This is a genomic window from Tessaracoccus aquimaris, assembly GCF_001997345.1.
In the GTDB taxonomy this organism is placed as follows: domain Bacteria; phylum Actinomycetota; class Actinomycetes; order Propionibacteriales; family Propionibacteriaceae; genus Arachnia; species Arachnia aquimaris.
The window spans coordinates 1,397,665-1,422,013 of sequence record NZ_CP019606.1; the positions used below are offsets into that span (position 1 = coordinate 1,397,665).

22 protein-coding genes, 1 tRNA gene and 5 pseudogenes are annotated in these 24,349 nt (G+C 68.4%); 8 read left to right on the forward strand and 20 right to left on the reverse strand.

Annotation, left to right across the window (positions count from 1 at the left end; translation table 11 throughout):
* Positions 1–19 precede the first annotated feature (19 nt).
* The 15 genes and pseudogenes from BW730_RS06575 to lysA form a co-directional block, all read right to left on the reverse strand.
* On the reverse strand, positions 20–817 hold the full coding sequence (locus tag BW730_RS06575) for a F0F1 ATP synthase subunit delta (RefSeq protein WP_077685557.1): 798 nt from the start codon (positions 815–817) through the stop codon (positions 20–22).
* Positions 814–1,359, reverse strand: coding sequence for a F0F1 ATP synthase subunit B (locus BW730_RS06580; RefSeq protein ID WP_418082029.1), 546 nt, complete (start codon positions 1,357–1,359; stop codon positions 814–816). Before BW730_RS06580 ends, BW730_RS06575 begins: the two co-directional genes overlap by 4 nt.
* Positions 1,360–1,367: 8 nt before the next feature.
* Complete coding sequence (gene atpE, locus BW730_RS06585) at positions 1,368–1,589, reverse strand: ATP synthase F0 subunit C (protein ID WP_077685558.1); 222 nt, start codon at positions 1,587–1,589, stop codon at positions 1,368–1,370.
* A gap of 57 nt (positions 1,590–1,646) precedes the next feature.
* A pseudogene (gene atpB / locus BW730_RS20285) lies at positions 1,647–2,428 on the reverse strand (F0F1 ATP synthase subunit A).
* Positions 2,429–2,445: 17 nt separating this feature from the next.
* Complete coding sequence (locus BW730_RS06595) at positions 2,446–2,676, reverse strand: hypothetical protein (RefSeq protein WP_145952754.1); 231 nt, start codon at positions 2,674–2,676, stop codon at positions 2,446–2,448.
* 72 nt (positions 2,677–2,748) lie between these two features.
* Positions 2,749–3,204: a hypothetical protein gene (locus BW730_RS06600; protein ID WP_077685560.1), complete on the reverse strand. Its 456-nt coding sequence runs from the start codon at positions 3,202–3,204 to the stop codon at positions 2,749–2,751.
* The gene (locus BW730_RS06605; RefSeq protein ID WP_077685561.1) at positions 3,197–4,345 is read right to left on the reverse strand and encodes an MraY family glycosyltransferase; all 1,149 of its coding nucleotides are present in this window, start codon (positions 4,343–4,345) and stop codon (positions 3,197–3,199) included. The genes BW730_RS06600 and BW730_RS06605 overlap by 8 nt, the downstream gene beginning before the upstream one ends.
* Positions 4,345–5,264: pseudogene (locus tag BW730_RS20140) on the reverse strand (L-threonylcarbamoyladenylate synthase). The gene BW730_RS06605 and the pseudogene BW730_RS20140 overlap by 1 nt, the downstream one beginning before the upstream one ends.
* A gap of 4 nt (positions 5,265–5,268) precedes the next feature.
* Positions 5,269–6,102: a peptide chain release factor N(5)-glutamine methyltransferase gene (prmC, locus tag BW730_RS06615; protein ID WP_226997112.1), complete on the reverse strand. Its 834-nt coding sequence runs from the start codon at positions 6,100–6,102 to the stop codon at positions 5,269–5,271.
* Entirely contained in the window at positions 6,099–7,166 is a 1,068-nt protein-coding gene (prfA, locus tag BW730_RS06620) for a peptide chain release factor 1 (protein ID WP_077685563.1), read from the reverse strand. Before prfA ends, prmC begins: the two co-directional genes overlap by 4 nt.
* An 85-nt stretch (positions 7,167–7,251) precedes the next feature.
* Positions 7,252–7,458 carry a 50S ribosomal protein L31 gene (gene rpmE, locus BW730_RS06625; RefSeq protein WP_077685564.1) on the reverse strand — a complete coding sequence of 69 codons (207 nt, stop codon included), beginning with the start codon at positions 7,456–7,458 and terminating at the stop codon, positions 7,252–7,254.
* Positions 7,459–7,572: 114 nt separating this feature from the next.
* Positions 7,573–9,485, reverse strand: a pseudogene (gene rho, locus BW730_RS18760) (transcription termination factor Rho).
* 233 nt (positions 9,486–9,718) lie between these two features.
* Positions 9,719–10,615 (reverse strand): homoserine kinase, encoded by an 897-nt coding sequence (gene thrB / locus BW730_RS06640; protein ID WP_077685565.1) that lies wholly within the window; start codon positions 10,613–10,615, stop codon positions 9,719–9,721.
* Position 10,616: 1 nt separating this feature from the next.
* Positions 10,617–11,921: a homoserine dehydrogenase gene (locus tag BW730_RS06645; protein ID WP_226997113.1), complete on the reverse strand. Its 1,305-nt coding sequence runs from the start codon at positions 11,919–11,921 to the stop codon at positions 10,617–10,619.
* Positions 11,918–13,320, reverse strand: a pseudogene (lysA, locus tag BW730_RS06650) (diaminopimelate decarboxylase). Before lysA ends, BW730_RS06645 begins: the two are co-directional and overlap by 4 nt.
* A gap of 166 nt (positions 13,321–13,486) precedes the next feature.
* Between lysA and BW730_RS06655 the strand changes: the two are divergent.
* From BW730_RS06655 to galK, 6 genes are all read left to right on the forward strand, one after another.
* A tRNA-Arg gene (locus tag BW730_RS06655) sits at positions 13,487–13,558 on the forward strand.
* A gap of 50 nt (positions 13,559–13,608) precedes the next feature.
* A complete protein-coding gene (locus BW730_RS06660; RefSeq protein WP_158522504.1) occupies positions 13,609–14,331 on the forward strand; it encodes a glycosyltransferase 87 family protein in 723 nt (240 codons plus the stop codon).
* Positions 14,331–14,894 (forward strand): hypothetical protein, encoded by a 564-nt coding sequence (locus tag BW730_RS06665; protein ID WP_077685568.1) that lies wholly within the window; start codon positions 14,331–14,333, stop codon positions 14,892–14,894. Before BW730_RS06660 ends, BW730_RS06665 begins: the two co-directional genes overlap by 1 nt.
* A gap of 63 nt (positions 14,895–14,957) precedes the next feature.
* Positions 14,958–18,809, forward strand: a complete 3,852-nt coding sequence (locus tag BW730_RS06670; RefSeq protein WP_418082030.1) for a multifunctional oxoglutarate decarboxylase/oxoglutarate dehydrogenase thiamine pyrophosphate-binding subunit/dihydrolipoyllysine-residue succinyltransferase subunit — start codon at positions 14,958–14,960, stop codon at positions 18,807–18,809.
* 4 nt (positions 18,810–18,813) lie between these two features.
* Positions 18,814–18,990, forward strand: coding sequence for a DUF6104 family protein (locus tag BW730_RS18765; RefSeq protein ID WP_145952755.1), 177 nt, complete (start codon positions 18,814–18,816; stop codon positions 18,988–18,990).
* Positions 18,991–20,133: a galactokinase gene (gene galK, locus BW730_RS06675; protein WP_077685570.1), complete on the forward strand. Its 1,143-nt coding sequence runs from the start codon at positions 18,991–18,993 to the stop codon at positions 20,131–20,133.
* Here galK and BW730_RS06680 read toward each other — a convergent pair.
* Positions 20,130–20,525 (reverse strand): hypothetical protein, encoded by a 396-nt coding sequence (locus BW730_RS06680; protein WP_145952756.1) that lies wholly within the window; start codon positions 20,523–20,525, stop codon positions 20,130–20,132. The two genes, galK and BW730_RS06680, sit on opposite strands and share 4 nt — an antisense overlap.
* Positions 20,526–20,695: 170 nt before the next feature.
* Here BW730_RS06680 and BW730_RS06685 point away from each other — a divergent pair, with 170 nt between their 5' ends.
* The gene (locus BW730_RS06685; protein ID WP_077351911.1) at positions 20,696–20,947 is read left to right on the forward strand and encodes a WhiB family transcriptional regulator; all 252 of its coding nucleotides are present in this window, start codon (positions 20,696–20,698) and stop codon (positions 20,945–20,947) included.
* Between the two features lie 3 nt (positions 20,948–20,950).
* Here BW730_RS06685 and BW730_RS06690 read toward each other — a convergent pair whose 3' ends face one another.
* Positions 20,951–22,366, reverse strand: a complete 1,416-nt coding sequence (locus BW730_RS06690; RefSeq protein ID WP_077685572.1) for a sensor histidine kinase — start codon at positions 22,364–22,366, stop codon at positions 20,951–20,953.
* A 111-nt stretch (positions 22,367–22,477) separates the two neighbouring features.
* Here BW730_RS06690 and BW730_RS20290 point away from each other — a divergent pair, with 111 nt between their 5' ends.
* On the forward strand, positions 22,478–22,552 hold the full coding sequence (locus tag BW730_RS20290; protein ID WP_390620223.1) for a 50S ribosomal protein bL37: 75 nt from the start codon (positions 22,478–22,480) through the stop codon (positions 22,550–22,552).
* Positions 22,553–22,614: 62 nt separating this feature from the next.
* Here BW730_RS20290 and BW730_RS06695 read toward each other — a convergent pair whose 3' ends face one another.
* From BW730_RS06695 to BW730_RS06705, 3 genes and pseudogenes are all read right to left on the reverse strand, one after another.
* Positions 22,615–22,881, reverse strand: coding sequence for a zf-HC2 domain-containing protein (locus BW730_RS06695; protein ID WP_077685573.1), 267 nt, complete (start codon positions 22,879–22,881; stop codon positions 22,615–22,617).
* Positions 22,881–23,506: pseudogene (locus BW730_RS06700) on the reverse strand (sigma-70 family RNA polymerase sigma factor). The gene BW730_RS06695 and the pseudogene BW730_RS06700 overlap by 1 nt, the downstream one beginning before the upstream one ends.
* A gap of 134 nt (positions 23,507–23,640) precedes the next feature.
* Positions 23,641–24,333 (reverse strand): SOS response-associated peptidase, encoded by a 693-nt coding sequence (locus BW730_RS06705; protein WP_077685574.1) that lies wholly within the window; start codon positions 24,331–24,333, stop codon positions 23,641–23,643.
* Between the last annotated feature and the right edge of the window lie 16 nt (positions 24,334–24,349).

The window sequence follows — 24,349 nt, forward strand, 5'->3', positions numbered from 1 at the left end:
GCGTCCTACTTTCTGATTCTCACAAGTTGATGAGTTGCCTGCGGGCGTCTTCGAGCCGGGCGGCAACGGTTGATTCGTACACGTCGTCATCGATGGCCACGCTGATGCCGCCGATCACCTTTGGATCCACGTGGATCTGGAGGGTGACGGCGCCGCCCGCCTGGGCCACGAGGGCGGCCTTGAGCCGGGCCTCCTGAGCCTCATCGAGGGGCTGCGCGACGGTGATGCGGGCGATCTTCTGACCGGCCATGTCGGCGGCCATCTGAAGGTAGCTCTCGATCGTCAGGGGGAAGGTGCGGCGCCTGGCACGCACCGCCCGCGAGGCGAGCTGTGCCGTGACGGGGTCGACCTTGCCCGAGATCAGGCGCGCGACAAGGTCGCGCTTGCCCTCGAGCGGGTACGCGAGGCTGCGCAGCGCGGCCCCGAGCTCCGGATCCGAGTCGACGGTGCGAGCCAGGGAGTACAACTCCTCCTCGACCCGCTCCAGCTGACCGCCTGCCGCCGAGGCGCGCAGCGCGATCCGGACGCCCTGTCGTTCAAGGCCTCCGACCATCGCGTTGGCGCTTCGCCACGGCGACTGCACGACGGACCCGACGACCTCGATTGCGGTGTCGGAGACCTTGCCGGCCAGCAGGCGCTTGGCGAGACCCGCACGCGCCGCGGGCGTCGAAGACGGATCCGACAGCGATCGACGCAGCATCGGCTGACCGTCGAGCAGATCGACGACGGCGAACAGCTCGGCTGCCGTGGCGGCATCGGTTGCGATGCCCTCCACGGACGAGTCGAGCGCAGCATTTGCGGCGTCGCGGGCCGTCATCGCGTCTGACCTGCGGACTCGAGATCGGCCAGGAAGCGGTCAACGGTGCGCTTGGCGCGCTCGTCGTCCGACAGCGACTCGCCGACGATCTTGCCTGCCAGTTCGGTGGCCATGCCGCCGACCTGACCGCGGAGCTGGTGCACGAGATGGGTGCGTTCTGCCTCGAGCTGCACGCGACCGGACTCGAGGATGCGCGACGCATCCTTCTGTGCCTTGTCGCGGGCCTCTGCCAGGATCGTCGCGGACTGGTTCTTCGCGTCCTCGCGGATCCGGGCTGCCTCTTCACGCGCCGCGTCGAGCTGGTCGTTGTAGTCGGCGAGCGCCGCCTCGGCCTTAGCCTCGGCTGCGGCCGCGCGCTGCATGCCACCCTCGATCTTGTCGGAGCGTTCCGCGTACATCTTCTCGAAGGCGGGGACGACGACCTTCCACATGATGACGAAGATGATCAGCATCAAGACGATGCCGATGACAAATTCCGACATCTTGTGGGGCAACAGTGGCCCCAGGTCGATTTCCTGGAGCACCCCGATAGTGGGGACCATGACGCGGCTCAGTTGAGGACGAAGGCGAGGGCGATGGCGATGATGGCGAGGGCCTCGACCACGGCGAAGCCGATGAAGGCGGTGCTCATCATGGCGCCACGAGCCTCAGGCTGGCGGGCGGTGCCGTTGATGACCGAGGCGAAGATCCAGGCAACGCCCAGCGCCGGCGCGATCGTGGCGATCGCGTAGCCGATCATGTTCAGCGAGCCGTTGATTTCGAGGAGGGACATGCGTTTTCCTTTCGGATGGCTTGCTCGGCTCTTCCTAAGCCGAGAAGTCGGTTGGGTTTAGTGCGCCTCTGCGATGGAGGTCGACACGTACTGGGCGGTGAGAACCGTGAAGATGTAGGCCTGCAGGGCGCCGATGAACAGCTCGAGCAGGAGGATCACCAGGCTGAAGGCCATCGAGACCCCGCCTGCGACGTTGTAGAACGCGTTGTTGGCGTAGGTGATCAGGAAGCCGCCGCCGACCACGAACACCAGCACGACGAGGTGCCCGGCGAACAGGTTGGCGAACAGACGAAGCGCCAGCGTGATGGGGCGCGTGATGAAGGTCGCGAGGAACTCGAGCGGGATGACAATCGGCAGCAGGTAGCCGGGAACGCCCTCGGGATCAGCGACTTCTTCAGGAAGCCGCCGAAGCCCCACTTCTGGAAGCCTGCCCCGATGTAGATCAGCCAGGAGAGGATCGCGAGCCCGTAGGCGTAGCCGACGTTGGAGAACGTCGGGTACATGAAGACGAACAACTCGCCGAACCAGTTGTTGACAAGCAGGAAGCTGAAGAGGCCGAGCAGGTACGGCAGGAACCGGCGGAAGTCGGAGTGCAGGATGTCTCGGGCGATGCCGTTGCGGACGAACTCGTAGATGTACTCCGCGGCGAACTGCCCCTTCGAGGGCTTGACCTTGAGGTTCCTGGAGGCGATCCACCACAAGATGATGACGAGGGCGGCGCCGATGATCGCTTGAGCCGCCGGCTTGTTCAGCCATTCGAGGCCCGGGACGCCGGGGAACATGGTCTCGAACTCGAAGTCGTGGGTGCCTGGCGGGGTGTAGCCGCCGCCGGATTCCATCGGAAGTAGCCCTAGTGTCACGTACCGCTCCCGTATCGCTTGATGATCAGATACAAGCTGAAGACCAGGCCCAGGATCAGGCCGAGCGGCAACAGCCATGAGGTTTTGAAGAAATAGTCACCAACCCAGCCCAGGCCCCCGTAGAAAATCAATCCCGCGAGGATGTAACTAAGCACGACCATGCCGTCCTCTGTGCCCGTTGGACCCTTGCGTTCGTTGTCCTCGGGTGGCGTAGGTGTGGTGCCCATGTCGGGGTCGAGCCTAGCGGAAACTCGGCCCCGTTTCATCTTGAGCCCACGCCGTACATACCACCGGGTGAGTCAGGACTGGCCTGGGGGGTGATATTCGGAGTCGTAGACCGGGACGCGCTGCCTGGATGCCACCAGGACAACGCCGGTCACCCAGGCGAACACGGTCCCCGCGATGCTGAGCAGCAGCCAACCACCCTCCACGCGGGGGGCGACCGCAGGCAGCCGGAGGATGGCCCACAGTCCCGCCGCGATGCCGATCACCCGGACGGCGTAGCTCACCAGCACCAGCGCCATGCCCTGCATAGGCTCCAGTTCGGAGGCGACCACCTCGAGGGCCTGCCCGATGCTGTAGAAGATCACGACGGCCGCGAAGCCGAGCGCCGCGGTCAGGGCCGCGTTCACCCCGCCGATCGCCAACCCGAGGCCGATGATGGTGATGCCGACCACGTGACCGAGCACCAGCCCTCCGAACATCATCTGGCGGGCCCTCCGGGTGGCCGCCGTCACCACCTTGCGTTCACTCATGATTGGGCACCTGGTCGACGACGTCGGACTCCTCGCCCCCGATGTGCGGCGGCGCGGTCCGCACCGGCCACAGCGTGAGGACGAGCAGGATCACCAGGGCGGCGGCCAGGATCCAGATGGACGCGGACGCCGGTGACAACGCCATCACCACGAGCCCGACGGCGACAACCGCCGTCCAGCCGTACATCAGGAGCACGGCCCCCCAGTGGGAGTGGCCACGGGCCAGCAGGCGGTGGTGAAGGTGCTGCTTGTCTGCCGAGAACGGGTGTTGTCCGTTCCAGGCGCGCCGCACCCACGCCGTCACCAGGTCGACCAGCGGCAGCGCGAGCGCCGCGACGGGGAGCAGGATCGGCAGCAGGGTGGGCAGGAAGTCCGAACTCTGCTGCGGCAGCGCGCTCGAGTCGAACTGGCCGGTGTAGGAGATGGCGCTCATCGCCATCAGGAGGCCGAGCAGCATCGCGCCGGAGTCGCCCATGAACATCTTGGCGGGGTGCCAGTTGTGGAACAGGAAACCGACGGCGATGCCGCAGGTGGCGACCGTGATGAGGCTGGCGGTGGTGGCCCGCTCAAGGCCGTGCTGGTAGGCGAGCACGTAGGTGTAACTGAAGAACGCTCCGGAGCCGATCGCCACCACGCCCGCGGCGAGGCCGTCGAGACCGTCGACGAAGTTGACGGCGTTGACACACACCAGGATCACCAGCACCGTCAGGACGATGTTTGTCGCGTCGTCGAGCGCGATGATCCGGTTCGGCAGCGGGATCCAGAACAGCCGCACGCCCTGCATGACGGCGACGCCTGCCGCTAGCGTCTGCCCGCCGAGTTTCACGATCGGGTTGAGGTCGTACTTGTCGTCGAGCACACCCACGATGGTGATGATCAGCCCCGCCCACAGCACCGCGGAGGCGTCGTGGGCGACAAGCGCGTACTTGCCGAGGAACGGCATCTGCAGCGCGACGGTGAAGGCGACCGCGAGGCCGCCAAGCATCGCGACGCCGCCCAGGTAGGGAATCGGGTGCGTGTGCACGTCGCGGGCGCGGACCGGCGCCATGATGCCCGTGCGCACGGCGAGGTTCCGGCACAGCCCCGCCAGGACGTAGGTTGCGCCGGCCGCGATGAGCAGGACCAGCAGGTATTCGCGCACTACGCCCCGTCGATCCGATCGGTGGCGTCGGCGTCGGTCGCGTCGGTGGGCGACTCGTCGCTCGGGTTGGCCTCGTCGGCCGGGTCGGCGGCGTCGGGGTGGTCTTCGTGGGCCGGACCGGTGTCGGTCGCGGCGTCGGCAGGGGTCTCAGCGTCGGCGACCGTCGCGTCCGCGTCGGCCCCGCCCATGGCACCATCCCCCTGCTCGATCGCGGCGGCATCGGCGTCCGACTCCTGGTCGGTGGGCTCCGCGCGCTCGTCCTTCGGCTCGTCGAGGCCGACGACCGACGGGGCGTGCTCGCGCAGCGTCTCGAGCGGGATCGCCCCGAGGCGCAGCACCTTGCCCTCGTCCGTTGCGGCGAAGTCGACGATCGTGGAGGCGACTCCCCCACTGACGGGACCGCCGTCGAGGTAGACGGCGACCCGGTCACCGAGTTGGGCGAGCGTCTCCTCACAGGTCAGGCCCGCTGGCTGACCGGAGACGTTGGCCGAGCTCACCGCGAGCGGCCCGGTGCGGCGCAGCAGCGTGCGCGCGCCCTCGTGGTCGGGGACCCGCACCGCGATGGTGCCCTGCGTCTCACCGAGGTCCATCCCGCTCTTCGCCTGAGCCTTCAGCACGAGGGTCAGCGCCCCGGCCACAGCGCCTTCGCCAGCGCGGCGGCGCCCTCGGGCACCTCGTCGGCGATCGCGCGCAGCATCGACGGCTCGGCGATCAGCACGGGCGGCGGCATGTCGCGGCCGCGTTCCTTCGCGTCGAGCAGGCCCTGCACCGCCGCGGTGTCGAACGCGTTCGCGCCGATCCCGTAGACGGTGTCGGTAGGAAGCACGACGCAGGACCCGGCGCGCACCGCCGCAACAGCCTCGGCGAGTCCGGCCTCCTCGTCGATGGACAGGTTGAAGACGCGGGCGGGTTCAGTCACAGGCTCATCCTAGGGGCTTGACGGCGGTGACGAATCGGGCTCGTCCCGTCAGGTCGGCATGCGGAGTCACGTCGGAGAAGCCCGCTGCGGTGAACAACTCCACGACGGCGTCCGGGTGCGACTCGTCGTGCTCGCTCGCCACGAGGCCACCTGGCACCAGCAGTCGGTGCGCGACGCCCACCAGCACGCGCAGAGCGTCCAGGCCGTCCGGCCCGGAGAACAGGGCGATGGAGGGGTCGTGGTCGACGACGTCGCTCGGCAGGAACGGGCGCATCGTCTCCGGCACGTACGGGGGGTTGGCGATGACGAGGTCGACGGTGCCGTCGAGGTCACCGAAAGCGTCCGCCATGTCGCCGAGCCGCAGGTCGGCGTCGTAGTCCTCGAGGTTCGAGGCGAGGTAGCGGTACGCGGCGGGGTCGAGCTCGACGGCGTGCAGGCGCACTCCCCCGATCTCCGAGCCGATCGCCGCCGAGATGGCCCCTGAGCCGGCGCAGAGCTCGACGACCACGCGGCTGTCGCGCTCGGCGAGGCGGTCAAGCGCCCAGCCGACCATCACCTCCGTCTCGGGCCGCGGGATGAACACGCCCGGCCCGACGCTGAGGATCTCGTGGCGGAAGTAGGCCGTCCCCGTCAGGTGCTGCACAGGCACCCCGGCCGCCCGGCGCTCGCCCAGTTCGTTGATGAGGCGCTGCTGCTCCGGGGTCACCCCGTCGACGGTGATCAGCCGCGACACCTCGACGCCGAGCACGTGCGCCACGATCGTGCGCGCCTCGGGTCCCGGGCTCGGGGAGCCGGTCTTCGCGAGGCGCACGGCGAGCTCGTAGGCCGCCTCGCTCACCCGGATACCTCCGCGAGCCGCTCGGCGAGGTCCTGCTCGGCGAGCGCGTCGAGCACCGGGGTCAGGGCGCCCTCGAGGACCTGGTCGAGGTTGTGGGCCTTGTAGCCGATCCGATGGTCGGTGATCCGGTTCTCGGGGAAGTTGTAGGTGCGGATCCGCTCCGAGCGGTCGACGGTGCGGACCTGCGACTTGCGAGCGTCCGACGCCGCCGCCGCGGCCTGCGCCTCGGCGAGTTGCGTGAGGCGGGCGCGCAGCATCCGCATGGCCGACTCGCGGTTCTGCAACTGCGAGCGCTCGTTCTGGCAGCTCACCACCACCCCGGTCGGCAGGTGCGTGATGCGCACGGCAGAGTCGGTCGTGTTGACGCCCTGGCCGCCCGGCCCGGACGAGCGGTACACGTCGATGCGCAGGTCGTCGTCGTTGATCTCGACCTCGTCGGCCTCGACGTCGGGCATCACGAGGACGCCCGCCGCCGAGGTGTGGATGCGGCCCTGCGACTCGGTGACGGGGACCCGCTGCACGCGGTGCACGCCGCCCTCGAACTTGAGTCGACCGTATGGCCCGAACTCCTGGTGGCTGGTGGTCTTGACGGCGACCGTGACGGACTTGTAGCCGCCCAGGTCGGTCTCCTGCGAGTCCAGCACCTCAATCTTCCAGCCGACCTGCTCGGCGTACCTGGTGTACATCTTCAGCAGGTCGCCCGCGAACAGCGCCGACTCGTCGCCGCCCTCGCCGGACTTGATCTCCAGCAGCGCGTCGGCGTCGTCGTTGGGGTCGCGGGGCGCGAGCAGCTTTGTGAGCTTCGCGGTAGAGACCTCGAGTTGCGCGTCGAGGTCGGCGACCTCGTCGGCGAAGGACGAGTCGTCGGCCGACAGTTCGGCGGCGGCCTCCCGGTCGTCGCTCAGGCGGCGGAACTCCTCGATGCCCTCGACGATGGGCCGGAGCGAGGCGTACCGACGACCGACCTTCCGGGAGCGCGCAACGTCGGCGTGCAGTTCCGGGTCTGCCAACTGCTGCTCCAGGTCGTGGAACTCATCGATGAGGGGCTGGGCGTTGTCGAACATGGGGCTCTTCCAGGCGGGACGGTCGGGCAAAAAGAAACGAACGCCTGCTGGAACCGGGTCCCAACGAGGCGTTCGTTGTCAAGAGCTACTTCTTGGCGTAGCGCTTCTCGAAGCGGGCGACGCGGCCGCCGGTGTCGAGGATCTTCTGCTTGCCGGTGTAGAACGGGTGGCACTCGGCGCACACGTCGGCACTCATGCTGCCCTTGGTGAGGGTGCTACGCGTGGTGAACGTGTTGCCACAGGTGCAGGTCACCGTGGTCTCCACGTAGTCAGGGTGGATTCCCTGCTTCATGTGTTTCTCCTTCGATTCGGCCGGGTCGCCTGCCCATGGTCGGGACAGTGAGAGTGCGTGAACCGGCACAACTATTCATTTTGCCTCGCGGGTGCGAGATTTCCAAGTCGGGTCTCAGCCGTCCTGCGCAGGCGTCGTCTTCAGGACGCTGAGCATGAACTCGTGGTTGTTGGCCGTCTTGGTCATGCGCGACTTGAGCGTCTCGAGCGCCGACTGGTCGTCGAGGCCGGAGAGTGCCCGCCGCAGCTTCCAGATGATGTTCAGCTCGTCGCGGCCGAGCAACAGGTCCTCGCGGCGGGTGCCGGAGGCGTCGACGTCGATCGCGGGGAAGATCCGCTTGTCGGCCAGCTCGCGGCGGAGCCTCAGCTCCATGTTGCCCGTGCCCTTGAACTCCTCGAAGATGACCTCGTCCATCTTGGATCCGGTCTCGATGAGCGCCGTCGCAAGGATGGTCAGCGAGCCACCGTTTTCGATGTTGCGGGCCGCACCGAAGAACTTCTTCGGCGGGTACAGCGCCGCGGAGTCGACGCCACCGGAGAGGATCCGGCCCGACGCGGGCGCGGCCAGGTTGTAGGCGCGGCCGAGGCGGGTGATGCCGTCGAGCAGCACGACGACGTCGTGGCCGAGCTCGACGAGGCGCTTGGCGCGCTCGATGGCCAACTCGGAGATCATGGTGTGATCCTCGGCGGGACGGTCGAACGTCGAGGCGATGACCTCACCGGAGACGGTCCGCTGGAAGTCGGTGACCTCCTCGGGACGCTCGTCCACGAGGACGACCATCAGGTGCACCTCGGGGTTGTTCGCGGCGATCGCGTTGGCGATGGCCTGCATCACCATGGTCTTGCCCGCCTTCGGGGCGAGACGATGAGCCCGCGCTGGCCCTTACCGATCGGCGAGACCAGGTCGATGATGCGGCCGGTGAGCTGGTTCTGCACCGTCTCGAGGCGCAGCCGCTCCTGCGGGTACAGCGGGGTCAGCTTGGCGAACTCGGGACGGCCCTTTGCCTTCTCCGGGTCGTCGCCGTTGACAGAGTCGAGGCGAACGAGCGGGTTGAACTTCTCCTTGCGCTCCCCGTCGCGGGGCGTGCGGATGGCGCCGGTGATGACGTCGCCGCGGCGCAGGCCGTAGCGGCGGACGGTCGAGATCGGCAGGTACGCGTCTGCGGAGCCGGGCAGGTAGCCGGTGGTGCGCACGAAGGCGTAGTTGTCGAGGATGTCGACGATGCCGGAGATGTTGGCGAGGACGTCGTCCTCGGAGACGGTGGGCTCGGCCTCCATGCGCTCCATGCCCTGGCTGCCTCGGCCCTGGCGGCGGTTGTTGTTGCGCTCACGGTTGCGACGACGGCGGCTGCGCCGCGAGTTGCCGTCTCCGTCGTCGTAGCCGCCGCTGGGCGGGGGGCTCGACTCGACGGGAACGGACTTCGAAACAGGCGCGGGCGACTGGCCCATGGCGGCGTCGAGCAGTTCGCCGACCTCCGCGATGGTGTCCTGGCCGGCCCGGTCGCGGGAACGACGGCGCTGGCGGTTCCGGTTGCCGTCCTGGTCGGCCTGGGCGCCCGAGTCCTGGGCGACCAGTTCCGGCTGCCTGTCCTGCTTCTCGCGCTGCTGGCCGTCGCGTCGCTCGGAGCGCTCGCCCCGCGGGGCGCGCTCGTCCCGCTCGGCCTTGGGGGCCTGGTCGGCACGCTCGGCCTTGGGTGCCTGCTCGGCACGCTCTGCCTTCGCGGGGCGCTGGGTTGCCCCGTCGCGCGCCTGGTCGCCCTGGGACGGGGCGGCGTCGGATGTCGTCGCGCCCGCCGGGCGGGTCGCGCGGCGGGTCTGGGTCTTCGCCCCGCCGCCATTCGGCGAGGATCCCGCCCCCTGGATGGCGGCGATCAGGTCACCCTTGCGCATGGCGGAGATGCCCTTGATGCCGAGGCCGGAGGCGACGGATTTGAGTTCGGGCAGCTTCAAGCTGGCGAGGTGGGAACCGTTTTCGGTCACGGATTTCCTTCCACAAATGAACCGAAAGGCAACTAGATAAGGCCTCATCGGCTGACAAGTTGAGATTCGCTTCGGCGCTGCACAGGCTTATCGCAAGAATCTCGCAGCTGGGCGCCATCGATCAGTGAACGTATCAAGGCTAGCACTGCACCCGTCAGGGGCAAAGCCGCCACTCAGCCACGGGTCGCGCATCCCCCGTCAATCGCGCGTGACGAGCACGGCAGAGGTCACCACCCGCCATCGCGCATCGGCTGCTGACGTCGCGCCGAAAGGACGCAGGATCAGGCCGTGACGCTCAGCTCGACGCCCGGCCCGATGGCCAGATCGTGGCGCACGAAGCCGTCGTGGCCGGTGGCGTCGGCGACGGCCAACTGGTCCGCGGTGCCGATCGCGAAGACCGCGGGCCCCGCGCCGGAGATCGCGGCGGGCACGCCCGCCCCGCGGAGCCGGTTCATCAGTTCCCAGGACTCGGGCATCAGCGACGCCCGGTAGCTCTGGTGCAGCCTGTCCCCCGTCGCCTTGAGCAGCAGGTCGTGGCGCCTCTCGAGGGCGAGCGGTAGGGCGGCTGAGGCGATGGCCTGCCAGACGGCGTCGTGGCGCGCCACCTCATCGGGGAGCACCGAGCGGGCCCCCGCGGTCGCCACCTCGAAGTCGGGCACCCACACGCGGGTGCCGAGCGCGTCGGGGACGGCCAGGTTGACCAGGCGGACGTCGTCGTCGGCGAACCACGCGAGGATCGCGCCGCCCCACACTGCTGCCCCGGCGTTGTCCGGGTGCCCCTCGAGGCGGCTCGAGATGCGTGTCAGTTCCGGAAGATCGAGCGGTTCCCCGGGGCGGGCGATGCCCCAGGCGAGCGCCAGGCCAGCGACGATCGCGGCGGCCGACGAGCCGAGCCCGCGCGAGTGCGGGATCCGGTTGTGGCAGGTCAGCGCCAGGCCGGGCCGCTCCGCGCCCCACGCGTTGAGGCCGTGCTGCAGCGACGAGACGACCAGGTGCCGCGCGTCGAGCGGCACCGACCCCTCACCCTCGCCCGTCACGGCGACGCGCAGGTCGCCCGGATCGCCGAGGAGTTCCAGGTCGAGGTCGTCGTACAGGTTGAGCGCGATGCCGATGCAGTCGAACCCGGAGCCGACGTTGGCCGTGGTGGCCGGCACCCGGACGTGGAGCCTCCGGCCCACGTCAGAAGCCCTCGACGCGCATCACGCGCACGGTGGACCCGACGAAGTCGGCCTCGTTCAGCTCCTCGATCACCTTGCTGAGGCTGCCCTCGAGCGTCAGGTGCGTCATCACGCCGAGCCTTGCCGGGAAGCCGTCGGAGGGGCGACCGTCGTCGGCGTAGCTCTGCTGGACCACGCGAAGCGACACGTTGTGCCTGCCGAACACCGCGGCGCACTTCGCCAGGATCCCCGGCCGGTCGACCACGTCGAAGCTGACGTAGAACTGGGCAGAGGACTCGCCGATCGGGGCGACCGCGCGCCGGGTGTACCCGGAGCTGAGGTGCGATGCAGTGCCGCGCGCTCGGTTGCGGGCCACCGTCACGACGTCGCCCATCACGGCCGAGGCCGTCGGGTTGCCGCCCGCACCCTGGCCGAGGAACATCAGTTCGCCCGCCTCGCGGGAGTTGACGAAGATGGCGTTGTAGGCGCCGGAGACGCTGGCGAGGGGGTGCTTGTTGGCGACCATCGCCGGGTGCACCTTCACGATGATCCGGTCGTCGTCTGTCAGCTTGGCGATCGCAAGCAGCTTGATGGTGCAACCCATCTGCTCCGCCGCGGCGATGTCCGCGGGGGTGACGTCCGTGATGCCCTCGCAGAACACCTCCGCGCTGCGGACCTCGGTGTGGAAGGCGAGGCCAGCGAGGATCGCGGCCTTCGCGGCCGCGTCGTGGCCCTCGATGTCGGCGGTCGGGTCGGCCTCGGCATAGCCGAGTTCCTGCGCCTCGCGCAGCGCCTCCTCGAAGCTCACCTCGTCGGTGACCATCTTGTCGAGGATGAAGTTGGTGGTGCCGTTGACGATGCCCATCACCTCGGCGATCTCGTCGCCGACCAGGGACTCGCGCAGCGGCCGGATGATCGGGATAGCACCCGCGACGGCGGCCTCGTAGTAGAGGTCGACGCCCTTGTCGACGGCGGCGCGCGACAGGGAGCCGAGGTCGTCGGCGAGCATCGCCTTGTTGGCCGTCACGATGGAGGCGCCGTTCTCGATGGCCTTGAGGACAAGGCCGCGGGCGGGCTCGATGCCGCCGATCAACTCGATGACGACGTCGAGGTCGCCCCGGTTGACGAGGCCCTCCAGGTCGTCGGTGATCAGCGCCGGGTCGATCCCGGGGCGCGGGGTGTCGAGGTTGCGCACCCCGACGCCGACCAGTTCGAGGCGGCGGCCGATCCGCGACTCCAGGGTGTCCGACTCCTGTACCAGGATGCGGGCCACCTGAGAGCCCACGACGCCAGCGCCCAGCAGGGCGACCTTCAGCGGTTTGGTCACTGTCCCACGTCCAATCTCATCAAGTCCTCCAGCGTCTCGCGGCGCAGCATCACGGACGTGTCGCCGTCCTTGGCGCTCACCACAGGCGGCTTCGGGATCTGATTGTAGTTACTGGCCATGCTCCTGGCGTACGCTCCCGAGCCGGGCACGGCGATCAGGTCGCCGATGGCGACATCGGAGGGCAGGAAGACGTCGCGGATCAGGATGTCGCCGCCCTCGCAGTGCTTGCCGACAACACGGCTGAGCACCGGCTCAGCCGAGGAGGTCCGGTTGGCGACGGCCGCCGAGTACTCCGCGGCGTACAGGGCGGGCCTGATGTTGTCGCTCATGCCTCCGTCGACCGAGACGTAGACGCGGGAGCGGCCGCCCTCGAGTTCGACGGTCTTGACGGTGCCGACGCGGTAGACCGCGACGCCGGAGGGTCCGCAGATCGCCCGACCCGGCTCGATGCTGAGTTCGGGGCGGTTGAGGCCGAGAGCCCTGCACTCGTGGTCGACCATCTCCTCGAACGCCGCCGCAAGTTCCGTGGTCGCGCGGGGCGTGTCGGCCGCGGTGTAGGCGATGCCGAAGCCGCCGCCGAGGTCCAACTCGGGCAGTTCGACGCCGGTGGCGGTGCGGAACTGGCTCGCCAGTTTCATGGTGCGCCGGATGGCGACCTCGAAGCCGAGGGTCTCGAAGATCTGCGAGCCGATGTGGCTGTGGATGCCCCGCAGATCGAGGTACGGCGACGAGTAGCAGCGCACCAGCGCCGTCAGCGCCTGCCCACCCATGATGCTGAGGCCGAACTTCTGGTCCTCGTGGGCGGTGGCGATGTACTCGTGCGTGTGCGCCTCGACGCCGGTGGTGACACGGACAAGCACGTTGGCGCGGTGGCCCCCTCGGCGCAGGCCCGCTCGAGGCGCTGGATCTCGTCGAAGGAGTCGACGATGACGCGCCCGACGCCCTGGTCGAGCGCGAACGCGATCTCCTCGTCGGACTTGTTGTTGCCGTGGAAGCCGAGCCGCGCCGCCGGCATGCCGCCCGCCAGCGCGATCTTCATCTCGCCCATGGTGGTGACGTCGAGGTTGAGGCCCTCCTCCGCCGCCCAGCGGGCAACCGTCCGGGTCAGCAGCGCCTTGCCTGCGTAGTAGACCTCCCAGCCAGGGAAGCCCTCCGTGAAGTCGCGGGCGCGCGAGCGGAAGTCGTCCTCATCGATGACGTAGGTGGGGGTGCCGTGCTGCTCGGCGACATCGGTCAGCGCGACGCCCGCGACGACGATCCGCCCGGCCTCGTCGCGGTGCGTGCCGCGCGGCCAGAGCTTCAGGTCCAGTTCGTTCAGGTCGTCTGGCACGCGCAGCCACGTCGGGCCGCCCTGTGCCGCGTCGGCGTGGATCGACCCGGCGATGTGCATGTGCGTCATGTCCGCAAGCCTGCCAGAGCGCCGCCGATCGGCGCCATCCATGACCGCACTGTCCACGTGGAGGACGCCACAGCCGCGGCCGATCCGCCCGTCGCCGCGTCGCGGTGCGACAGCGGGGTCGCACGGGTGCTAACCTTGCCGAGGTCGCGCACCAGGGTGCGCGTCGGCCCCCGTAGCTCAGGGGATAGAGCACCGCCCTCCGGAGGCGGGAGCCGAGGTTCGAATCCTCGCGGGGGCGCCGACCAGCAGTTGTCGGAGACTCTTCGACCGACGATGAGGAGGCCGAGGTTGTCACTGGCTGGAACCGCGCCGAAGGCCGGGCCCTCCCTGCGCAGTCTCGAGACGATCGCGGCGCTGATCCTCGTCTTCCTGGTCACCCGGCTGTTCACCGTCCTCACGCTGCGCCTTGAGTCCGTGAAGTTCGTCATCAACGACATCTCCTACTACGGCGCGAACGTTTACGCCCTCATCGAGGGCCAACCCGACGTGATGGCCGAGTATCCGGTTCCGGCGGTGTGGATCCTGCAGGGGTTGTACGAACTCTTCGGCGGTTACTACGAGTGGACGCCGTACTTCATGGTGACCTTCGTGCTGCTCGACGCGCTGGTGGCGATCTCCTTCTACCGGCGGGGCAACCCGTGGGGCTGCCTGTTCTGGATCCTTTTCACCGGCGTCCAGGGCGCGGTGGTGTGGTCGCGCTTCGACCTGATCCCCGCCGCGCTCGTCGCCTGGGCCTGCATGCTCGTGATGACGCATCCGCGGATCGCGGGCGCGCTTGTCGGGCTTGGCGCCGCCATCAAGCTGTGGCCCGCGCTGCTGATCGGCCCGATGCTCGCCCCGAACCCGCTGCGCGACAAGACCTCCCGCGGCCGCCTGATCGGCTTCGCGGTCGTCGGCTTCGGGCTGGCCGCCGCGTCGCTGCTGACGCACGGGTGGTCGCGCTCGGCCTCCCCCATCACCTGGCAGGGCAACCGTGGGCTGCAGGTGGAGTCGGTGCCCGCCAGCCCCTGATGTTTCTGCGCACCTTCACCAACCAGCCGCTCTGGGAGACCTACCTCTCGGAGTTCAACGCCATCGAGATCCGCGGCGAGGCCCCAGGGGTTCAGCTCATGCTGCAGGTCTCGTCGGTTCTGACGGTGCTGAGCATCCTGCTTGCCTGCTACCTCAGCTACCGCCTGATCAGGAACCTTCGGATCGGCGACGCCCGGCTGCCGCAGTCGATCCTGCTCGCCGTCCTGACGATCATCCTGGCGACCATCATCGTCAACAAGACCCTCTCGCCGCAGTACATCCTGTGGCTCGGCGGCCCCGTCGCCGCGCTGTACATCCACCACGAGTCGGGCTGGCTCCGCAGGCACGTCAACGTGCTCGCGGTGGCGCTCGTGCTGGTCGGCGCGCTGACGCAGTTCACCTACCCGTGGGGCACCTACGGAATCATGGGCAACCCGCTCGGATCCGGCCCTGAGACGTCCGTTCTGCTGCTCAGGAACCTGACGCTTGTGGTGCTGACGGGGTACGCGTTGTATCTGACACTGAGGTCCAGCCGTCGTCGTGGCGACACGGCGTCGGTTTGATTGGGTAAGCTTCCTTTTCAGCAGCCGCAGGCGCCTGCGGTCGTAGTCCACACAGAGGGGATCGTGGCCACCGCCACAAGGCATATGTCAGCACCTGACTCCATTGACGCATTCGGGGCCAACTCCTGGCTGATCGACGAGATGCGGGAGGCCTACGAGGCCGACCCGAAGTCCGTCGATCCGTCCTGGCGAGAGTTCTTCGCCGCAGAGAAGGCCGACCCCGGCGATCGGGCCGAGGCTCAGCCCCGGGTCGCCGCCCAGACCGAGCCGAAGCGGCCCGAGGCCCCCGCGGCCGCGACCGAAGCGACCCCTCCCCCGCAGCCCGCGACCCCCGAGCCCGCAGCCGAGCCTGCGCCCCAGACACCCGCACCGACTCCAACGACGGCAGCGGCGGCGGCGGCGAAGCCAGCGACTCAGCCCGAGCCGAAGGCCGAGGAGAGGCCCGCGAGCAGGCCCCAGGTGGAGCCCGTCCGCAAGGGTGCAGGCGCCCCCTCCAACCCGGGAAGCGGCGCTGGCCTTTCCGCCAACGCGCCGAACCCGTCGCTGCGCCCCGAGCCGAGCGCCGCCGAACCGACCTACGTGGTGATGCGCGGCGCCCCGATGCGCACCGCGAAGAACATGGACGCCTCGCTGACGGTGCCGACCGCGACGTCGGTGCGTTCGGTTCCCATGAAGCTGGTCATCGATCAGCGAACGGTGATCAACAACTTCCTCCGCACTTCCAAGGGCGGCAAGGTCTCCTTCACCCACATCGTCGGCTACGCGATGGTGCAGGCACTGAAGTCGCTGCCCGACATGAACAACGCCTACACGGTGGTCGAGGGCAAGCCGAACCTGGTCGAGAATCCGAGCATCAACCTCGGCATCGCCATCGACCTCAGGAAGGGTGACACCCGCCAACTGCTGGTGCCCAACATCAAGGGCTGCGAGAAGCTCGACTTCTTCCAGTTCTGGTCCGCCTACGAGCAGGTGATCGCCAAGGCGCGCGCCGGCGAACTGCAGGTCAGCGACTTCGCGGGCACCACCGCGTCGCTCACCAACCCGGGCGGCATCGGCACCAACCACTCGGTGCCGCGCCTGATGGCAGGCCAGGGCATGATCCTGGGCGTCGGCAACATCGACTACCCGGCCGAGTTCCAGGGCATGAGCCCGTCGCGGATCACCGACCTCGCCGTCAGCAAGGTCACGACGCTGACGAGCACCTACGACCACCGCGTCATCCAGGGCGCCACGTCGGGAGAGTTCCTCAAGAAGATGCACTCGCTGCTGCTCGGCGAGGAGGGCTTCTACGACGAGATCTTCGAGGCCCTCCGCATCCCATACGAGCCGCTGCGCTGGTCACCCGACATCTCCGCGCACCGCGACCAGCAGGTCTCCAAGACGGCCCGCGTGCTGGAACTGGTCAACGCCTATCGCACGTTCGGCCACCTGGTCGCCGACACCGACCCACTCGAGTACCGGCAGCGCTCGCAGGAGGACCTGCGCCTCGAGAGCCACGGCCTGAGCATCTGGGACCTCGACCGCGAGTTCGCCGTCGGCACCCTGAGCGGCAACGAGCGCGTCTACCTGACGCTGCGCGAGATCATCTCGATCCTGCAGGACTCCTACACCCGCACCGTCGGCGTCGAGTACATGCACATCGCAGACATCCGGCAGCGCGAGTGGTTCCAGCAGCGCATGGAGGTCCCGCATCAGCCCCTCACGCACGAGGAGCACATGCACGCGCTCGACAAACTCAACGAGGCGGAGGTCTTCGAGACCTTCCTGCAGACGAAGTTCGTCGGCCAGAAGCGGTTCTCGCTCGAGGGCGGCGAGTCGCTGATCGTGCTGCTCGACGAGATCGCGCAGCAGGCGGCAAACGACTCGCTCGACGAGGTCTGCATCGGCATGCCGCACCGCGGCCGCCTCAACGTGCTCGCCAACATCGTCGGCAAGAAGTACGCGCAGATCTTCAAGGAGTTCGACGGCGTCCTCGACACCACCGGCACCGGCGACGTGAAGTACCACCTTGGCGCCGAGGGCACCTTCGTGGCGGCCAACGGCGCCACCATCAAGGCGTCGGTCGCGGCGAACCCGTCGCACCTCGAGGCCGTCAACCCGGTGCTGCAGGGCATCACGCGCGCCAAGCAGGACACGTTGAAGGCCACCGACCACCCGGTGCTCGCCCTCACGCTGCACGGCGACGCGTCCTTCGCGGGCCAGGGCGTCGTGTTCGAGACCCTGCAGATGAGCCAGTTGCGCGGCTACAAGACCGGCGGCACCATCCACGTGGTCGTCAACAACCAGGTCGGCTTCACCACTGCGCCGACCGAGTCGCGCAGTTCGACCTACTCCACGGACGTCGCAAAGGCCATCTCGGCCCCGGTGCTGCACGTCAACGGCGACGACCCGGACTCCTGCATCAGGGCGGCGCGCATCGCGTTCGACTACCGGCAGAAGTTCCACCGCGACGTCGTCATCGACCTGGTCTGTTACCGCAGGCGCGGTCACAACGAGGGCGATGATCCGAGCTTCACGCAGCCCAACATGTACGACCTGATCGAGCAGAAGCGCTCGACGCGGCGCCTCTACACCGAGTCGCTGATCGGCCGCGGCGACATCTCGATGTCGGACGCTGAGGACGTCATGAACCGGTTCCGCAGCCGGCTCGAGAACGTGTTCCGCGAGGTGCGCGACAGCGCGGCGGCGGATGACGACTACATGCGCGTCCCCTACTACCCGACCAAGCCCGATGAGCGTCTCACCGAGATCACCCCGGAGATGATGCAGACGATCGCCAACGTGCACACGCAGTTCCCGGAGGGCTTCACGCCGCACCCGAAGGTGAAGCCCCAACTGGAGCGTCGTGCGCACGCCATCCTGGAGGGGCCCATCGACTGGGCCACCGCCGAGATCATCGCCTTCGGTTCGCTGCTGATGGAGCGTCGCCCGGTCCGCCTCGCGGGTCAGGACTCGCGACGCGGCACGTTCTCGCAACGCTTCGCCGCGATCGTCGACCGGGTCACCAACGAGGCGTGGGTGCCGCTGAAGCACCTCACCGACGACCAGGCCTCCTTCGACGTGTTCGACTCGCTGCTCAGCGAGTACGCCGCGCTCGGCTTCGAGTACGGCTACTCCGTGGCCCGCCCCGACGCCCTTGTGCTGTGGGAGGCCCAGTTCGGCGACTTCGTCAACGGCGCCCAGACCATCTCCGACGAATTCGTCGCCGCTGGCAACGCCAAGTGGGGCCAGAAGTCGGGCGTTGTGCTGCTGCTCCCCCACGGCTACGAGGGGCAGGGGCCCGACCACAGCTCGGCCAGGATCGAGCGCTGGCTGCAGTTGTGCGCCGAGAACGCGCTTGCCGTGTGCCAGCCGTCGACGCCGGCCAGCTACTTCCACCTGCTGCGCCAGCACGCCTACGTCAACTACCACCGTCCCGTGGTGATCGCGACGCCCAAGTCGATGCTGCGAAACAAGCTGGCGACCTCCGATCCGAGCGACTTCACCTCCGGCAAGTGGCAGCCCGTGCTCGACGATCCGACGATCGAGGATCCGAGCAAGGTGACGCGACTGGTGCTGTGCTCCGGCAAGGTCCGCTGGGACCTGGTCGCGGCCCGCGAGAAGGCCGGTCACGACGGGACCGTCGCGATCATCGCGCTCGAGCGGCTCTACCCGCTTCCAGACGCGGAACTGGCGGAGGTGCTGCGCCGCTACGCGCACGTCACCGATGTGCGGTTCGTGCAGGACGAGCCGGAGAACCAGGGCGGCTGGCCGTTCCTGTCCGTCCATCTGCCCGGCGCGGTCGCTCAGCACTTCCCCGAGTTCAACCTCGACATGGTGCTGGTCTCCCGCCCGTGGTCGTCGGCACCGTCCGTTGGCTCACTCAAGGTCCACAAGGCCCAGGAGGATGAACTCCTCGACGCCGCGCTAGGGTGACGCCATGTATTTCACCGACCGCGGGCTCGAAGAGCTCGTCGATCGGCGCGGCCACGAGGAGATCACCTTCGAGTGGCTCGCCGATCAGTTGCGCACCTTTGTTGACCTGAACCCGGAGTTCGAGACTCCGGTCGAGCGGCTCGCCTCGTGGCTGGCACGGCTCGACGATGAGGAGGACTGAATGCTCGACCTCGACGCCCTGCGTCAGCGCTACCAGGAGGTGGCGGATGCCGCGCCCGAGGGTCTGTGGTTCGCGCCCGGACGGGTCAACCTGATCGGCGAACACACCGACTACAACGACGGCTTCGTGCTGCCGTTCGCGCTCGACAGGAAGGCGGTGCTCGCCGCGGGGCGTCGCGACGACGACACCCTGCTGATCGTCTCCCTGGAGCTCGACGAGCAGGTCAGCCTGCCGCTTGCCGACCTGGCGCCTGGGCAGGACGGGTGGTCCGCCTACCTCGCGGGCGTCGTGTGGGCGCTGCGTGAGGCCGGTCATGACCTCGGCGGGGCCACGCTGGTGCTCACCTCGGACGTGCCGTTGGGTGCGGGGCTGTCGAGCTCGGCGGCGATCGAGTGCGCAACGGTCGCCGCGATGGCCGACCTGTACGACCTGGACATCGCCCCGATGGACCGCGCCAAGCTGGCCCGCGTCGCCGAGAACGCCTACGTCGGCGCCCCGACGGGCCTGCTCGACCAGGCGGCGAGCACGCTGTGTGAGAAGGACGCCGGCCTGTTCCTGGACTGCCGCTCGCTCGAGGCCGAACAGGTCCCGCTCCCGCTTGCGGAGCAGGGCCTTGAGATCCTGGTCCTCGACACCAAGACGCCGCACAGCCACGTCGACGGCGAGTACGGCGCGCGGCGCGCGTCCTGCGAGGAGGCGGCCGCGCTGCTGGGGATTCCTGCGCTGCGCGACGTCACCGACCTGGACGCTGCCCTCGCCCAACTGGACGACGAGACGATGCGGCGCCGGGTGCGTCACATCGTCACGGAGAACGCCCGGGTGCTGGACGCCTTCGAGGTCGCCAAGAACGGTCACCTCGCCGACTTGGCGCCGCTGCTGGACGCGTCGCACGCGTCCATGCGCGACGACTACGAGATCACCGTCGCGACGGTCGACCTCGCCGTCGAGCAGGCGCGTCGCTCGGGCGCGCTTGGCGCCCGGATGACGGGCGGCGGGTTCGGTGGCTGCATCATCGCGCTCGCCCCTGCAGGCCAGGGTGAGCGGATCGGCGCGGAGGTCGCGGCCGCCTTCGCAGACGCTGGCTACGCGGCCCCCGAATGGTTCACGGTGCTGCCAGCCCCGGGTGCGGGCCGGCTGGCCTAACCCGCGGTGCCGTCGGTCGCGCGCTGCAACTCGCCGCGACCGACGGCAAGCACCGACGCCACCAACGTGGCGAGCACGAACGGCGCGATCACAAGCATCAGGACGAACTGGGTCCGGTCCTGGCTGGTCAGGAAACTGCCGACCGCCAGCGCGTGCAGCAGCGACGACGCGACGATCAGGCCGAGCGCCCACGGGCGGCCGCGCAGCACCAGCCACGCGATGAGGATCAGCACGGCGCCGTAGCCGATGAGCATGGCCGCCACGCCGAGACCGAACGTGCGCGAGTTGGCCACCAGCGCCGCGATTCCGCTCACCACGAAGGCAAGCCCCGTCAGGGCTGTCAGGATGATGGCGACGGCGAGCAGGGGCCGGCGCAGCAGGCTAAGGTTCACGGAACGAAGCCTGCCAAGGCCACCGCCGTCGATCAAGCCGACTGACACATTTGTTGAGAACAACCCTCCCCCGGCGAGCATCTATTGCCTATCGTTGGTCCCAGGGGTAACCTGCATAAGCTTGCGGAGCCTCCGCAGCACCATGAACCTGCCACAGAAGGAGCACAACTATGGATTGGCGCCACAAGGCTGCCTGCCTCACTGAGGATCCGGAGTTGTTCTTTCCTGTTGGCAACACTGGTCCGGCGCTGCAGCAGATCGAAGAGGCAAAGAAGATCTGCGCCCGTTGCGTCGTTCGTGAACAGTGCCTCGCGTGGGCCCTTGAGGCCGGCCAGGACCACGGTGTGTGGGGTGGCCTGAGCGAGGACGAGCGCCGCGCCATCAAGCGCCGCGCCGCGCGCTCCCGCCTGCGCAACTCCTGAGGCTCAGCCCCTCGGCACGGGCAGTTCGATCCGGGCGACCGTCCCCGGCGCGTCCGTGCGGTTGGCGATCGACAGGGTGCCGTGCAGGTCGTGCATCAGCGTCGAGATGATCGAGAGCCCCAACGACTTCTGGTTACCGAGCCTGAAGTCCTCCGGCAGCCCCTGACCGCCGTCCAGGATGGACACGGCCAACTGTTGGCCGTTGCGCTCCGGGAGTACCTCCACGAGGCCAGAGGAGCTGTTCAGCCCGTGCTCGATGGCGTTCTGGCACAACTCGGTGATGATCATCGACAGCGACGTGGCCATGTCGGCGGGGACGACCCCGAAGGTGCCGCGCCGGACCGCACGGACGGTTCCGTTCGAGGCGGCCAGGTCTCCCACCATGTCGAGGATCTTGTCGCACACCTCGTCGAAGGAGACCTCTTCGACGAGCGAGTAGGACAGCGTCTCGTGCACCATCGCGATGGACGAGACGCGCCGCATCGCGTCGCGCAGCGCCTCCTTGCCCTCCGGGGACTCGAGCCTGCGTGACTGCATCCGCAGCAGCGCCGCGACCGTCTGAAGGTTGTTCTTGACCCGGTGGTGGATCTCGCGGATCGTGGCGTCCTTTGTGACGAGCATCCGGTCGCGGCGCCGCAGGTCGGTCGTGTCGCGGCAGAGCACCAGCATCCCGGCGGAGGTCGTCTCGAACCAGAGCGGCAGCACCACGAAGCGCATCGACGCGCTGTGGGTCTCGACGTCGAACTCGAGCGTGAGTCGCCCGTCGATGTCCGCGTTGACGGTCTGGCCGACCGCCTCGACGCCACGGCGCAGCGTTCGCGTGAGGTCGCGGAAGTGCTCGCCCTCGATGTCGCCCTGCGCGCCGAGCCTGCGGTAGCCGGTGATCGCGTTGGGGCTGGCGAAGGAGATGATCCCGTCGGGCTGCACCCGCAGCACGCCGTCTGCGGGGCGCGGCGCCAGCGCCTTGTCGGACGGCGGAACGAGCGGGAATTCGCCGCGCATCAGCATCTGGGTGAGGATCTCCGCGGCCTCCAGGAAGTTCTCCTCGAGGGCGCCGGTGGCCCGCATGCCCATCTGGTTGGTGTGCCGCTCGATGACGGCGATGGGGTGGCCGTTGCGGATCACCGGGATCGCCCACACGTCGACGGGGATGCCCGCGCTGATCGCGTTGTTGCTGGTCTCGGAGATCTCGTGCGTCATGTAGGCGACGGTGACCTGATGCTCGGGGTCGTACTCGATGCGCTCCCCCACGATGTCGTCCTCGAGGGCCGTTGGGCCTGTCACGGGGCGGATCTGGGCGGTGCACTCGAATGTGTCGCCCTCGTCGAGTGCCCTCCACAGGACCAGATCCGAGAAGCTCAGATCCGCCAGGAGGTGCCATTGGGAGACGAAGGCGTCGAGCCACTCGTCGTCGGTCATCCGGTCTACTGCTCGTGCCACGATGCCAACTCTGCCACGTCGGGCTTTTTCATGACGACCCGGTTCTGGCACAATGTGGTGTCCGCAGATTCAGCCACGAGGAGTCCCACCATGGGTAAGACCGGTCGCAAGCGCCGCGCGCGTCGCAAGAACAAGGCAAACCACGGCAAGCGTCCCAACGCCTGAGCCGTCGCCTCGCCGAGGCAGATAAGCCCCCGCTGCGTGCGGGGGCTTCTTCATGTCGGGGGTCACCTACGGGTGATGCGCATCGTCTGGATCCGCGCAGCCAGCGTTGTCGGGGCCTGCTCTACGGGCTGACTGCGCACGATCATCTCGGTGATGGTCGACTCGATCTCGAAGTTCTCCATACATCGCTCACACGCATGCAGGTGGATCCGGATGGCGTCTGCGTCGGCCTCGACCAGTTCCTCGTGGAGGAAGGCGTGGACGCGCGCGAGGGCCTGCACGCACTCGTCCATCTCGTCGTGTTCCTGGGACATTCCCATGGCGCTCATCAGCGTCCCCCCTCCCGTGTGTCGTTTCGTCCGATGCCCAGTTCCTTGGCGTGGTCGGCGAGTAACTCCCGCAGTTGGGCCCTTCCGCGGTTGAGCCGGCTCATCACCGTGCCGATGGGGGTGCCCATGATCTCGGCGATCTCCTTGTAGGAGAATCCATCGACGTCGCTGAGCAGCACCGCGGTGCGGAAGTTCTCGGGCAACTGCGAGATCGCCTCGGCGACGACCGCGTCGGGCGTCTGGTCGAGCGCCTCCATCTCGGCGCTGCGCAGGCCGGTGGAGTCGTGCGAGGCCGCGCGGGCCAACTGCCAGTCCGTGACGGAGTCGTCGCCGGTGCTCTTGGGGTGCGCTGCGCCTTGCGGTAGGCGTTGATGTAGGTGTTTGTCAGGATCCGGTAGAGCCAGGCGCGGAGGTTGGTCCCTGGCGTGAAGGTGTGGCGGGACGCGAAGGCCTTGGCGTAGGTGTCCTGCACCACGTCTTCGGCGTCGGCCGGGTTCCGCGTCATCCGCAGGGCGGCCGCGTACAGCTTGTCGAGATGGCTCAGCGCCTCCTCCTCGAAGGCTGCCGCTTCGGCATCTTCGAGGGTGGCGTCTGCCGACGCTGCCACCAGATCCTGATCTTCCATCAGGTACGACAATAGCGCCGAGTCCACGATCGACTCGGCGATGGTCACCACCGGTGGCACCTTCGTGAGCGTCATGTGTGGGACAACCCCGATTGTCGCCGCGATATTCCCGCGCGGCCGGCTGGGGCCGAGGCTCAGCCAGCCGCGACGATGAGGTCGGGGCCGTCGTTTCCGACGAAGCTGACGGCCCGGGAGACCTTGCGGTGGGCGAGCGTCAGGGGGGTCTCGAGCAGCGCGACCGCCGCCCTTGCGTCGGTGAGTCCGGGGTCGAGCCAGTCGTCGTAGGAGTCGGCGGGCACGATCATCGGCATCCGGTCGTGCACCCAGCCCAGTTCGTCGGTGGCCTCGGTGGTGATGATCGTCGTCGACGCGACCCAGCCGTCGGGGCCCTTCCAGAACTCGTACAGCCCTGCCATCACGAACGGCTCCGCCTGCGGGTAGAGGAAGTAGGGCTGCTTGACCGGCTTCGCCGTTCCCGGGACCTGCTCGGGCCGCCACTCGTAGTAGCCGATCGACGGAATCAGGCAGCGGCGGGCTGAGGCGGCCTTCCGGAAGGCAGGCTTCTCGGTGACCGTCTCGACCCGCGCGTTGATCATCGTGGCGGTGGGCGCCTTCGCCCAGCTTGGCACCAGGCCCCAGCGCAGCCCGACGAGCTTGCGCGTCTGCTCGCCGTCCTTGGCGCGTTCCACCACCGCAGGGACGGTGTCGGTCGGGGCGATGTTGTAGCGAGGCTCACACACCTCGTCCATCCCCTCGTCGACGAAGGAGATCTCGAACTCCTCAACGAGTTCGTCTGGGTTGGCAGTGGCCGCATACCGTCCGCACATGTCGCCAGCCTAGTAG